Consider the following 12,577-nt stretch of genomic DNA (forward strand, 5'->3'; position numbering starts at 1 on the left):
CCAATGATCGACTTCCGCAGCGGACGCGAGCCCAAGAGCTCGAGCTTCGACTACATCAGCATCCGGATCGCGAGCCCCGAGGAAATCCGGGGCCCGCGCGATCCCAAGGAGCGCGAGCGCCTGGAACTCCAGGGGTCGCGCTACTGGTGGTCATGGGGCGAGGTCACCAAGCCCGAGACCATCAACTACCGCTCGTTCAAGCCGGAAAAGGACGGCCTGTTCTGCGAGCGCATCTTCGGCCCGGTCAAGGACTGGGAGTGCCATTGCGGCAAGTACAAGCGGATCCGCTATCGCGGCGTGATCTGCGACCGCTGCGGCGTCGAGGTGACGCTGTCGAAGGTGCGTCGGGAGCGGATGGGCCACATCGAGCTCTCCGTGCCGGTCGCGCACATCTGGTTCTTCAAGACGCTCCCGTCGCCGATGGGGAACCTGATCGACATCACGCTCAAGGAGCTCGAGCGCGTCCTCTACTATTCCAGCTACATCGTCCTCGATCCGGGCAAGCAGGAAGTCGAGGAGAAGCAGCTGCTGGACGAGGACGAGTATCTCGCGCTGCGCATGAAGGCGCGTGACGAGAACGACGCGGCCTTCCGCGCCGAGATCGGCGCGCCGGCCGTGCGCGAGCTCCTTCGTCGCCTCGACATCAAGCTGGTCGCGGAGCAGCTCCGCGCCTCGGTCTCCACCGAGACGTCGCAGCACCGCAAGAAGCAGATGCTCAAGCGGCTGAAGATCGTCGACGCCTTCCTGGGGTCGGGCGACAACGGCGAGGATCCGAACGATCCGACGTGGATGATCATGGACGTCATCCCGGTGATTCCGCCCGACCTGCGGCCGCTGGTGCCGCTCGACGGTGGGCGCTTCGCCACGTCCGACCTGAACGACCTGTACCGGCGCGTGATCAACCGGAACAACCGCCTGCAGAAGCTGATCCAGCACAAGGCGCCGGAAGTCATTCTCCGGAACGAGAAGCGGATGCTGCAGGAGGCCGTCGACGCGCTGTTCGACAACGGTCGCCGCAGCAAGGCGATCCGCGGTCGCGGCAAGCGCCCGCTGAAGTCGCTCTCCGACATGCTCAAGGGCAAGCAGGGCCGCTTCCGGCAGAACCTGCTCGGCAAGCGCGTGGACTACTCCGGCCGGTCGGTCATCGTCGTCGGCCCGGAGCTCCGCCTGCACCAGTGCGGCCTGCCGAAGACCATGGCCGTCGAACTCTTCAAGCCCTTCATCATCCACAAGCTGGTGGAGAAGGGGATTGCGGAGACGGTGAAGCGCGCCAAGAAGATCGTCGAGCGTGAGAGCCCCGAGGTGTACGAGATCCTCGAGGAGATCATTCAGGACCATCCGGTGCTGCTCAACCGCGCCCCGACGCTGCACCGCCTCGGCATCCAGGCGTTCGAGCCGAAGCTGGTCGAGGGCAAGGCGATCCGGATTCACCCGCTCGTCTGCGCGGCGTTCAACGCCGACTTCGACGGCGACCAGATGGCCGTGCACGTGCCGCTCTCGTTCGAGGCGCAGCTCGAGGCCCGCCTCCTGATGGTGTCGTCGAACAACATCCTGAAGCCGTCCGACGGCCGCCCGGTGGCGGAGCCGTCGCAGGACATGGTGCTGGGGTCGTACTTCCTCACCAAGCTCCCGCCGCACTTCGAGGAGAAGATGCGCGTGCCCGCTGGCAAGCTCGAGGCCGTCAAGGCCGAGCTGTGGAAGGACGCGCCGTACTACGCCGCGATCGCGGAACTCGAGATGGCGCTGCTGCACGGCACCATCCGGCACCAGACGGCGATCTACTACTGGTTCATCCCGCCGGCCGAGTCCGAAGACGCGCGGCCGCGCTGGGTCAAGACCACCGCGGGCCGGGTGCTGTTCAACAACATCCTGCCGCGTCGCGTGGTGGCCGAGCTCGGCTTCCGTGACGAGCTGATGAAGAAGAAGCAGCTCTCCGAAATGGTGCTGCAGAGCTACCGGCGTGCCGGGCTCCGCGAGACGGTGGACTTCCTCGACCGCCTCAAGCGCTTCGGGTTCGAGTTCGCCACCGGCGGCGGCATCTCCATCGGCATCGAGGACCTCGAGATCCCGGGGGAGAAGCACGAGCTGCTCGCCGAGGCGCAGAAGCGCGTCGAGCGGTTCCAGAAGGCGTACAACACCGGCCAGATCACCTTCGGCGAGCGCTACAACAAGGTCATCGACGCCTGGACGCACGCCAACAACGACGTCGCCGAGGCGATGCTCACCGCGATGCGGAAGTCGCGCGGCGGGTACAACCCGGTGTACATGATGTACGACTCCGGCTCCCGTGGATCGCGCGACCAGATCCGGCAGCTGGCCGGCATGCGCGGCCTGATGGCGAAGCCGCAGAAGAAGCTGACCGGCGGCATCGGCGAAATCATCGAGTCGCCGATCAAGTCGAACTTCCGCGAAGGCCTCACGGTGCTCGAGTACTTCATCTCGACCCACGGCGCGCGGAAGGGTCTGGCCGACACCGCCCTGAAGACGGCCGACGCCGGCTACCTGACGCGCCGCCTCTGCGACGTGGCGCAGGACGTCACGATCACCGAGGAGGATTGCGGGACGGTGATGGGGCTGGAGATGTCGCCGCTCAAGGAAGGGGAGGACATCATCGAGCCGTTGCGTGACCGGATTCTCGGCACGGTTGCGGCCGACGACGTCACCGATCCGCACGTGCTCGACGAGTTCGGCGATGCCCGCCTCCTGGTGCAGGCCGGCGAGCTCATCGACGAGGAGATCGCGCAGCAGATCGACGACTCCGGGATCGAGAAGGTCAAGATCCGCTCCGTGCTCACCTGCGAGTCGAAGCGCGGCGTCTGCCGGATGTGCTACGGCCGGAACCTGGCCACCATGGAAATGGTGGATCTGGGCGAGGCGGTCGGCATTCTGGCGGCGCAGTCGATCGGCGAGCCGGGCACGCAGCTGACCCTGCGGACGTTCCACATCGGCGGCACCTCGTCGCGCATCGCCGAAGAGGCGGAGCGTCGTGCGCGGACCGACGGCCTGGTCACCTACACGGACGACCTCGAGTGGGCGGACGTGCCGGTCGAGTACGAGGACGGCATCCGGACCACCGTCCGCATCGCCCTCACGCGCGAGACCGAGTCGGCCACCGAGGAGACCAAGGCGGGCATCGTCCTGGTCGATCCGAAGGACCCGAAGCGCGCGCTCAATCGCTACCCGGTGCCGGAAGGCGCCTTCCTGCAGATCAAGGAAGGGGACCTGGCATCGAAGGGCGACAACGACAAGCGGGCGTCGATCCTCTACACCTGGGACCCGTACAACGACCCGAGCATCATCAAGGTCGACGGCGAGCTCCGGTGGAAGGACCTGGTGCCGGGCGTCACGCTCCGCGAGGAGCTGGACGAAGGCACCGGCCTGCGCTCGATCGTCGTCGTGACCGATCCGGATCGCGAGCTCCATCCGTCCGTCCTGGTCTACCAGGTCAACCGGAAGGACCCGCAGGAATACACCCTGGCCGAAGGGTCGCGCATCATCCTCGGCTCGCCGACGGACCCGGTCACCCGGGCCCTCGACCTGCCGCCGGAAGCGAATCCGTGGTCGGAGCACTTCAAGGTCACCGAGCACCCGATCAACGTCGCGTGGCCGAGCAAGTCGAAGAAGGAGAGCAAGGACAAGACGGTCTTCCTCTCCGAGCCGGTGAAGATCAGCAAGGGCGTCACGATCACCAAGATTCCGCGTCAGGCCTACAAGACGCGCGACATCACCGGTGGTCTGCCGCGGATCGCCGAGCTCTTCGAGGCGCGTCGTCCGAAGGATCCGGCGACGATGGCCGAGATCGACGGCATGGTGAAGTTCGGCGAGATCAAGCGCGGCAAGCGCGAGATCTACGTCTATCCGCTGGCGCCGGACGGGACGATCCCGGAAGCGGCCGAGGCGCGTCTCTACGAAGTGCCGGCCGGCAAGCACCTCCGGGTGCACGAGGGCGACCGCGTCCGCGCGGGTGACCGCCTGACCGAGGGCCCGGTGTCGCCGCACGAGATCCTGCAGATCAAGGGTCCGCGCGCGGTACAGGAATACCTGTTGAACGAGGTCCAGGAGGTCTACCGACTCCAGGGCGTGCGGATCAACGACAAGCACATCGGCGTCATCGTGCGACAGATGCTGCAGAAGGTGCGCGTCACCGATCCGGGCGAGACGTCGTTCCTCGACGGCGAGACGGTGGATCGTCTCACCTACCGCGACGAGAACGAGCGGGTGATGAAGAAGAAGGGCGACCCGGCGAACGCCGAGCCGGTCCTGCTCGGCATCACCAAGGCCTCGCTGACCACGCAGTCGTTCATCTCGGCGGCCTCCTTCCAGGAGACCACCCGGATCCTGACCGACGCGGCGATCCGCGGCGCCAAGGACGACCTCAAGGGGCTGAAGGAGAACATCATCATCGGCCACCTGATCCCGGCCGGCACCGGTCACTACCGGTACGTCGACCTGGAAATCCAGCCGCCGGCTGGCTTCGAGCCGCCGCCGCCGGTCGAGATCGTGGAGGAGGCGCCGGTTCCCGACGTCGCCTTGCTGATCGGGGATGAGATCGAGGTCTGAACAGCTGGTGACCAGTGACCAGTGACCAGTGACGAGTAACCAGTGAGCGGCGATCGGGAACACCCCGGTCGCCGTTTCACTGTGTAACCGCCACGGTGCGGTCTCCCCTGGTCACGGGTCACGGGTCACTGGTCACTGGTCACACCGTATCCCGCTCCCTTGACCGGGTTGCAGTTCCCCCGTATCTTGTGGATCTGTCGCCCAAAAGGGGTCTTTTCTCCTTTTCGGCCAAACGATGAACGCACGACCGGAATCCGATGCCGACGATCAACCAGCTGCTCCGCCACGGCCGCCAGGAGCCCATCTACAAGGGCAAGGCGCCGCACCTTCAGGGAAACCCGCAGAAGCGCGGCGTTTGCACGCGCGTCTACACCACCACCCCGAAGAAGCCGAACTCGGCGCTTCGGAAGGTGGCCAAGGTGCGCCTGGTGAACGGCATCGAAGTGATCGCGTACATCCCGGGTGAAGGCCACAACCTGCAGGAACACTCGATCGTCCTGATCCGGGGCGGCCGCGTGAAGGACCTGCCGGGCGTGCGCTACCACATTCTCCGCGGCACCCTTGACGCCGCCGGCGTCAACGACCGCCGTCAGAGCCGTTCGAAGTACGGCGCCAAGCGGCCGAAGGCCGGCGCGGTGGCGGCCAAGGGCAAGGGAGGTAAGAAGTGAGTCGTCGCACCAAGGCCGTGAAGCGCGTCGTCCCGCCGGATCCGCGGTACGATTCCCAGACGGTATCGAAGTTCGTCAGCAACCTGATGTTTGACGGGAAGAAGTCGCTGGCCGAGAGCATCTTCTACGGCGCGATGGACATGATCGAAGAGCGCACCGGGCAGCCGGGCGTGGCCGTGTTCAAGCAGGCCGTGAACAACGCCAAGCCGGCCGTCGAAGTGAAGAGCCGCCGCGTCGGCGGTGCGTCGCTCCAGGTCCCCGTCGAAGTGCGTCCGGAGCGTCGGACCGCGTTGGCGATGCGCTGGTTGATCTCGTATGCCCGCGCCCGTGGCGAAAAGACGATGGCGGAGCGGCTTGCCGCCGAGCTGATCCTCGCCTCGAAGGGCGAAGGCAACACGATCAAGAAGAAGGACGATACGCACCGCATGGCGGAAGCGAACCGGGCCTTCGCGCACTATCGCTGGTAGTAGCGGCGAGGCATGCCTCGCCCGTACAGGGTGAGGCGGCAGGGCTGATTTTGGGATCATCAGGTCAACGTGAGCGGGGAGTCACCCCACCCACCTCTGGACCTTCGAAATGACGCCGGGACTCCCTTTGGGGGTTCCTGTCTCGGGTGAAAGCCCGGACGTGGCGCGGAGCGATACCGCGGACCTACGGGTCCGGTCCGGTCGCCCCGCTTTTTCGCTGGGAGTTGGAGAGCATGGCGCGACATACACCGATCCAGTTCTATCGCAACATCGGCATCATGGCCCATATCGACGCCGGGAAGACGACGACGACTGAGCGCATCCTCTATTACACGGGGAAGAGCCACAAGATCGGCGAAGTCCACGATGGCGCCGCGACGATGGACTGGATGGAGCAGGAGCAGGAGCGCGGGATCACGATCACGTCGGCCGCGACCACGTGTTTCTGGACGCGCCACGGCGAGAGCGACTCGACCGGGACGGGCGAGGAGCACCGCATCAACATCATCGACACGCCGGGCCACGTCGACTTCACCGTCGAAGTGGAGCGCTCGCTGCGCGTCCTCGATGGGTGCGTCGCGCTGCTCGACTCGGTCGCCGGTGTCGAGCCGCAGACCGAGACGGTGTGGAAGCAGGCTGACCGCTATCGCGTGCCGCGGATGATCTTCGCGAACAAGATGGACCGCGTCGGCGCGAACTTCGACCGCTGCCTGGCGATGATCAAGGATCGCCTGAGCCGCCGTGCGTTCGCCCTGCAGATCCCGGTCGGGTCGGGTGAGACGTTCACCGGCCACATCGACGTGATCACGCGGCGCCAGTACATCTTCGACGACTCGACGATGGGCAAGAAGTTCCAGGTCGTCGACTGTCCGGCCGAGTACCTCGAGGTCGTCAACGCGGCGCGGCATGCCGCGATCGAGGCGGCCGTCGAGTACGATGACGCGGTGATGGAGAAGTACCTCGGTGGCGAGGAGCTGACGGTCGACGAGATCCACAGCGCGATCCGCAAGGCGACGATCGCGATGGAATTCGTGCCGGTGCTCTGCGGCGCCTCGTTCAAGAACAAGGGCGTCCAGGCGCTGCTCGACTGTGTCATCGACTACCTGCCGAGCCCGGTGGACGTGCCGCCGATCGAAGGCCACGCCCCCGGCGACGAAGAGAAGAAGCTCGCCCGCCCGGCGACCGACGACGCGCCGTTCGCGGCGCTGGCGTTCAAGATCGCGACCGACCCGTTCGTCGGCCGCTTGACGTTCTTCCGCGTCTACTCGGGCAAGCTCGAGGCCGGCAGCTACGTCTACAACGCCACCAAGGACAAGCGGGAGCGGACGTCGCGCCTGCTGCAGATGCACGCCAACAAGCGGGAAGAAATTTCCGAAGTGCTGGCCGGCGACATCGGCGCGGCGATCGGCCTCAAGGACACCCGGACCGGCGACACGCTGTGCGACGCCGACAACCCGGTCATCCTCGAGTCGATGAAGTTCCCGGAGCCGGTCATCGACGTGGCCATCGAGCCGAAGTCGAAGGCCGACCAGGACAAGCTCGCGATCGCGATGCAGAAGCTGGCCGAGGAAGATCCGACGTTCCGCGTGCGGACCGACCCGGAGACCTCGCAGACGATCATCGCCGGCATGGGCGAGCTCCACCTGGAAATCCTGGTGGACCGCATGCGCCGCGAGTTCAAGGTCGAGGCCAACGTCGGCCGTCCGCAGGTGGCCTTCCGCGAGACGATCACCAAGGCCGTGCAGAACGTCGAAGGGAAGTTCGTCCGGCAGTCGGGCGGCAAGGGCCAGTTCGGCCACGTCGTCATCAACTGCGAGCCGGGCGAGCAGGGCACCGGCTTCACCTTCGTCGACAAGATCGTCGGCGGCGTCGTGCCGCGCGAGTTCATCAAGCCGGCCGAAGCGGGGATGCGCGAGGCGCTCGAGAACGGCGTGCTCGCCGGCTACCCGATGGTCGACGTGAAGGCGACGCTGGTCTTCGGTTCGTACCACGACGTCGACTCGAGCGAAATGGCGTTCAAGATCGCCGGCTCGATGGCGATCAAGGAAGCGGTCCGCATGGCCGGCCCGATCATCCTCGAGCCGATCATGGAAGTCGAAGTGGTCTGCCCCGAGGACTTCCTCGGCGCGGTCATTGGCGACCTGTCGTCGCGGCGCGGCAAGATTGGCGGCATGACGCAGCGCGGCGAATCGCAGGTGGTCGCCGGCCACGTCCCGCTCGCCGAGATGTTCGGCTACTCGACCACGTTGCGCAGCGCGACGCAGGGCCGGGCGGTCTACACGATGCAGTTCGCGCACTACGAGGAAGTCCCCAAGGCGGTGGCCGAGCAGATCATCGCGAAGAACGCCGGTCGGGACGTGGTGCGGTCGTAGCACGACGGTAAGGCAGTAGGGGCGCAGCATGTCGTGCCCCCACGTGCGGTTTGCAGGACGGATTGGAGGGGCGCAGCATGCTGCGCCCATACTGGCGAAGACCACCACGCTGTAGCGGAGATCGGGACATGGCCAAGGCAAAGTTTGACCGCAGCAAGCCGCACGTGAACGTCGGGACGATCGGTCACGTCGACCACGGCAAGACGACGACGACGGCGGCGCTGACGAAGGTCTCGGCCGACAAGGGCTTCGGGACGAAGTACGTGGCGTACGACGAAGTGGCGAAGGCGTCGGAATCGCAGGGGCGTCGTGACTCGACGAAGATCCTGACGATCGCGACCTCGCACGTCGAGTACGAGACGGCGAACCGCCACTACGCGCACGTCGACTGCCCGGGGCACGCCGACTATGTGAAGAACATGATCACGGGCGCCGCGCAGATGGACGGCGCGATCCTCGTGGTGTCGGCCGTGGACGGCCCGATGCCGCAGACCCGCGAGCACATCCTCCTGGCGCGCCAGGTGAACGTGCCGAAGGTCGTGGTGTTCCTGAACAAGTGCGACCTGGTCGACGACGCGGAGCTGCTCGACCTGGTCGAGCTCGAGGTCCGTGAGCTGTTGACGCAGTACCAGTTCGACGGCGACAACGCGCCGGTGATCCGGGGCTCGGCGATCAAGGCGATCGAGGGCGATCCGGTGTGGGTCGAGAAGATCCAGGAGCTGTACGACGCGCTGGACACGTACATCCCGGAGCCGATCCGCGAGACCGACAAGCCGTTCCTGATGCCGGTCGAGGACGTGTTCTCGATCACCGGCCGCGGCACGGTGGCGACGGGCCGGATCGAGCGCGGCCAGGTCAAGGTGCAGGAAGAGGTCCAGCTGGTGGGCTTCGGGGCGGAGAAGAAGGCGATCGTGACGGGCGTCGAGATGTTCCGGAAGCTGCTGGACTCCGGGATGGCGGGCGACAACGTCGGGTTGCTGCTCCGGGGCGTGGACAAGAACGAAATCGAGCGCGGGATGGTGCTGGCGAAGCCGGGATCGGTGAAGCCGCACACGGAGTTCGAGGCCGAGGTCTACGTGCTGGGCAAGGATGAAGGGGGCCGTCACACGCCGTTCTTCAAGGGCTACCGGCCGCAGTTCTACTTCCGCACGACGGACGTGACGGGGAGCTGCGAGTTGCCGGCGGGCGTGGAGATGGTGATGCCGGGCGACAACATCCAGATGACGATCACGTTGATCACGCCCGTGGCGATGGACGAGGGGCTGCGCTTCGCGATCCGCGAGGGTGGCCGCACGGTCGGCGCCGGGGTCGTGACGAAGATCTTGAAGTAGCTCCGCCCACGCGGGCGGATGATCGGTAGGGGCGACGCATGCGTCGCCCGTACAGAGTGGGTGAACCGGGGTGGCTCGTCCACCCCACAGCGGCAGTGACGCGGGACAATCCCGCGCCATGATGAGCATCAGAGAGGACTCACGATGGCTGGAAAGATCCGGATCCGCCTCAAGGCGTTCGACCACGTGGTGCTGGACCAGGCCGCGGCGGATATCGTACGCACTGCGGAAAAGACCGGTGCGCAAGTGTCGGGACCGATTCCCCTGCCGGTGAAGACCGAGCGGTGGACGGTGCTGCGCTCGCCGCACGTCGACAAGAAGAGCCGTGAACAGTTCGAGCTGCGGACGCACAAGCGCCTGCTCGACATCCACGACTCCAGGCCCCAGACGATGGACGCGCTGACGAAGCTGGATCTTCCGGCCGGCGTGGACGTCGAGATCAAGGTCGAGTAGTCCATGGCCATCATTGGACGCAAGCTCGGCATGACGCGTGTGTTTGCCGCGGACGGCACGGCAGTGCCGGTGACGGTGATCGAGGCTGGGCCCTGTCCGGTGCTCCAGGTCAACGAGGCGCAGGCGCAGCTCGGCTACGGCCGGCGCAAGGCGCAGCGCACGACCGGCGCCGCCCTCGGCCACGCCAAGAAGGCTGGGTTCGACTACGCCCCGCAGGTGATCCGCTCGTTCCAGGTTCCTGGGATGGAGCTGACCGCCGGCTCGATGGTGACGGTTGAGATCTTCGCCGACGGCGACCTGGTCAAGGTCACCGGGACGACGAAGGGTCGCGGTTTCCAGGGTGTCGTCCACCGGCACGGCTTCCACGGCGGCCCCGCCTCGCACGGCAACACCCGTCACCGGAAGCCCGGCTCGATCGGCCCCGGCACGGACCCGTCGCGCGTGATCAAGGGGAAGAAGATGCCCGGCCACCACGGTGCCGAGCGTCACACCGAAATGGGCCTGACGATTGTCCGGGTCGACGCGGAGCGGAACCTGCTGTTCGTGCGCGGGGCAGTCCCCGGCTCGAAGAACGGCATCGTGACGGTCGCGAAGCAGGGAGGAAAGAGCCGCCATGATTAACGCGCCGCACTATTCCGCCAAGGGCGTGAAGCGCGCCGAGGCGTATGCGCTCCCGGCCGAGCTGTTCGACGGCACGGTGAACGAGGACGTACTCCACCAGGCGGTGAAGTCGTTCCTCGGCAACCAGCGCCAGGGCACGCACAAGGTGAAGACCCGCGCCGAAGTGTCCGGCGGTGGTCGCAAGCCGTACAAGCAGAAGGGGACCGGCCGGGCCCGTCAGGGTTCGAACCGCGCGCCGCATTGGCGTGGCGGCGGTGTCGCCTTCGGTCCGAGCCCGCGCTCGTACCGGACCGAGTTGCCGAAGAAGGTCCGCCAGCTCGCCCGCCGCTCGGCGCTCAACGCCCGGGCCCGCGAGGGGATGCTGCACGTGATCGAGACGGTGGCCTTCCAGGCGCCGAAGACCCAGGAGCTGCTCGGCTTGCTGGCCAAGCTGTCGCTCGAGGGCGTGAAGACGCTGATCCTGACCGACGGCAGCAAGCCGGCGGTGTACCTGAGCGCCCGCAACGTGCCGCACCTCACGGTGTTGCCGTTTGCCGACGCCTCGGCGTACGACATCCTGCGCGCGGATGCGCTGGTGATCGAGGGGACGGCGTTCGGCGGCGAGGCCGAGGTCGAGGAGACCGAGGCGGCCCCGAAGGCGAAGAAGTCGGCTGCCAAGAAGAAGGCCGCCCCCACGACGGAGAGTGAGTGATGGCGGACCTGCACGGCATCCTGGTGCGTCCGATGATCACCGAGAAGAGCTCGGCCGCGTGGCAGGATCGCGGCGAGTACGTCTTCGAGGTGCATCCGGAGGCGACCAAGGACCAGATCAAGGCGGCGCTGAAGCAGTTCTTCGGCGTCAATGCCACGAAAGTTCGCACCATGCAGATGCGCCGCAACGCGATCGCCCGGGGCAAGACCCGTGGCGTGACGCCGCGTTGGAAGAAGGCCATCGTGACCCTGAAGGACGGCGAATCTTTGGCCGTGTTCGAGGGCTAAATGAGTATTCGTCAGTTCCGCCCGATCACTGCGGGCACGCGCTTCCGTTCGGTCTCGGGTTTCGACGAGATCACCCGGGGCACCCCTGAGAAGTCGTTGCTCGAGCCCCTGACGTCGTCGGGCGGCCGCAACAACCAGGGCCATGTCACCTCGCGGCATCGCGGCGGTGGCCACAAGCAGATGTACCGTCGCGTCGACTTCAAGCGCGACAAGTTCGGGATCCCGGCGCGCGTGGCCGAGATCGAGTACGATCCGAACCGCACGGCGCGGATTGCGCTGCTCTTCTACGCCGACGGCGAGAAGCGCTACATCCTGCATCCAGCCGGCCTGAAGCAGGGCGACATGGTGATGAGCGGCCCGGGGAGCGACATCCGCGTGGGCAACGCGGTGCCGCTGGCCGAGGTGCCGCTGGGTACCATGGTGCACAACATCGAGTTGAAGATCGGCAAGGGCGGCCAGATGGCGCGCTCGGCCGGTCAGGGCGCCCAGGTGCTGGCCCGCGAGGGCGAGTACGTGACGCTGCGGATGAAGTCGTCGGAAATGCGGCTGGTGCATGGCCGCTGCCTGGCGACGATTGGCGAGGTCGGCAACTCGGAACACGAGCTGCTCTCGGTCGGCAAGGCCGGCAAGAGCCGGTGGCAGGGCAAGCGGCCGCATGTGCGCGGCGTTGCCATGAACCCGGTGGACCACCCGCTCGGCGGCGGCGAAGGCAAGACCTCGGGCGGACGTCCGCCGGTCTCGCCTTGGGGCAAGCCTGAGGGGACGAAGACGCGGAAGCGGAAGAAGGCATCGAACCGACTCATCGTGCGCGGGCGCAAGCGCGGGAAGGCGACCAAGTAATGGCACGCAGCATCCGGAAGGGCCCCTTCGTTCAGCAGGCGCTGGCCGACAAGGTCGTCGCCCTGAACAGCAAGAACGAGAAGAAGGTCGTCAAGACCTGGAGCCGGGCGAGCACCATTCTCCCCGAGTTCGTCGGTCACACCTTCGCCGTGCACAACGGGAACAAGTTCGTCCCGGTGTACGTCTCCGAGAACATGGTCGGCCACAAGCTGGGCGAGTTCGCGCCGACCCGACTGTTCCGCGGTCACAGCGGCAAGCTGGTCGCGGACAAGAAGGCGAAGGCCTGA

General features: G+C 66.4%; 11 protein-coding genes. All 11 read left to right on the top strand.

Going from position 1 to position 12,577, the window contains the following annotated elements; genetic code table 11:
• The first annotated feature begins 3 nt into the window (after positions 1-3).
• The 11 genes from rpoC to rpsS all read left to right on the top strand — a co-directional run bounded on the left by rpoC (position 4) and on the right by rpsS (position 12,577).
• Positions 4-4,560 (top strand): DNA-directed RNA polymerase subunit beta', encoded by a 4,557-nt coding sequence (rpoC, locus tag IPP98_13730; protein ID MBL0180158.1) that lies wholly within the window; start codon positions 4-6, stop codon positions 4,558-4,560.
• A 257-nt stretch (positions 4,561-4,817) separates the two neighbouring features.
• Complete coding sequence (locus IPP98_13735) at positions 4,818-5,228, top strand: 30S ribosomal protein S12 (protein ID MBL0180159.1); 411 nt, start codon at positions 4,818-4,820, stop codon at positions 5,226-5,228.
• A complete protein-coding gene (gene rpsG / locus IPP98_13740; protein MBL0180160.1) occupies positions 5,225-5,695 on the top strand; it encodes a 30S ribosomal protein S7 in 471 nt (156 codons plus the stop codon). The genes IPP98_13735 and rpsG overlap by 4 nt, the downstream gene beginning before the upstream one ends.
• A gap of 233 nt (positions 5,696-5,928) precedes the next feature.
• On the top strand, positions 5,929-8,067 hold the full coding sequence (gene fusA, locus IPP98_13745) for an elongation factor G (GenBank protein MBL0180161.1): 2,139 nt from the start codon (positions 5,929-5,931) through the stop codon (positions 8,065-8,067).
• 128 nt (positions 8,068-8,195) lie between these two features.
• Positions 8,196-9,398: an elongation factor Tu gene (tuf, locus tag IPP98_13750; GenBank protein MBL0180162.1), complete on the top strand. Its 1,203-nt coding sequence runs from the start codon at positions 8,196-8,198 to the stop codon at positions 9,396-9,398.
• Positions 9,399-9,542: 144 nt separating this feature from the next.
• On the top strand, positions 9,543-9,851 hold the full coding sequence (rpsJ, locus tag IPP98_13755) for a 30S ribosomal protein S10 (GenBank protein ID MBL0180163.1): 309 nt from the start codon (positions 9,543-9,545) through the stop codon (positions 9,849-9,851).
• Between the two features lie 3 nt (positions 9,852-9,854).
• A complete protein-coding gene (gene rplC, locus IPP98_13760; GenBank protein ID MBL0180164.1) occupies positions 9,855-10,472 on the top strand; it encodes a 50S ribosomal protein L3 in 618 nt (205 codons plus the stop codon).
• Positions 10,465-11,163 (top strand): 50S ribosomal protein L4, encoded by a 699-nt coding sequence (rplD, locus tag IPP98_13765; GenBank protein ID MBL0180165.1) that lies wholly within the window; start codon positions 10,465-10,467, stop codon positions 11,161-11,163. Before rplC ends, rplD begins: the two co-directional genes overlap by 8 nt.
• Positions 11,163-11,450 carry a 50S ribosomal protein L23 gene (rplW, locus tag IPP98_13770; protein MBL0180166.1) on the top strand — a complete coding sequence of 96 codons (288 nt, stop codon included), beginning with the start codon at positions 11,163-11,165 and terminating at the stop codon, positions 11,448-11,450. Before rplD ends, rplW begins: the two co-directional genes overlap by 1 nt.
• The gene (rplB, locus tag IPP98_13775; GenBank protein MBL0180167.1) at positions 11,451-12,290 is read left to right on the top strand and encodes a 50S ribosomal protein L2; all 840 of its coding nucleotides are present in this window, start codon (positions 11,451-11,453) and stop codon (positions 12,288-12,290) included.
• A complete protein-coding gene (gene rpsS, locus IPP98_13780) occupies positions 12,290-12,577 on the top strand; it encodes a 30S ribosomal protein S19 (GenBank protein ID MBL0180168.1) in 288 nt (95 codons plus the stop codon). The genes rplB and rpsS overlap by 1 nt, the downstream gene beginning before the upstream one ends.

The sequence above is a fragment of the Gemmatimonadota bacterium genome, from assembly GCA_016720805.1.
GTDB lineage: Bacteria > Gemmatimonadota > Gemmatimonadetes > Gemmatimonadales > GWC2-71-9 > Palsa-1233.

Coding starts and splice junctions, on each gene's coding strand:
- rpoC (MBL0180158.1), top strand. CDS start 4: ATGATCGACTTCCGCAGCGGACGCGAGCCCAAGAGCTCGAGCTTCGAC.
- IPP98_13735 (MBL0180159.1), top strand. CDS start 4,818: ATGCCGACGATCAACCAGCTGCTCCGCCACGGCCGCCAGGAGCCCATC.
- fusA (MBL0180161.1), top strand. CDS start 5,929: ATGGCGCGACATACACCGATCCAGTTCTATCGCAACATCGGCATCATG.
- tuf (MBL0180162.1), top strand. CDS start 8,196: ATGGCCAAGGCAAAGTTTGACCGCAGCAAGCCGCACGTGAACGTCGGG.
- rpsJ (MBL0180163.1), top strand. CDS start 9,543: ATGGCTGGAAAGATCCGGATCCGCCTCAAGGCGTTCGACCACGTGGTG.
- rplC (MBL0180164.1), top strand. CDS start 9,855: ATGGCCATCATTGGACGCAAGCTCGGCATGACGCGTGTGTTTGCCGCG.
- rplD (MBL0180165.1), top strand. CDS start 10,465: ATGATTAACGCGCCGCACTATTCCGCCAAGGGCGTGAAGCGCGCCGAG.
- rplW (MBL0180166.1), top strand. CDS start 11,163: ATGGCGGACCTGCACGGCATCCTGGTGCGTCCGATGATCACCGAGAAG.
- rplB (MBL0180167.1), top strand. CDS start 11,451: ATGAGTATTCGTCAGTTCCGCCCGATCACTGCGGGCACGCGCTTCCGT.
- rpsS (MBL0180168.1), top strand. CDS start 12,290: ATGGCACGCAGCATCCGGAAGGGCCCCTTCGTTCAGCAGGCGCTGGCC.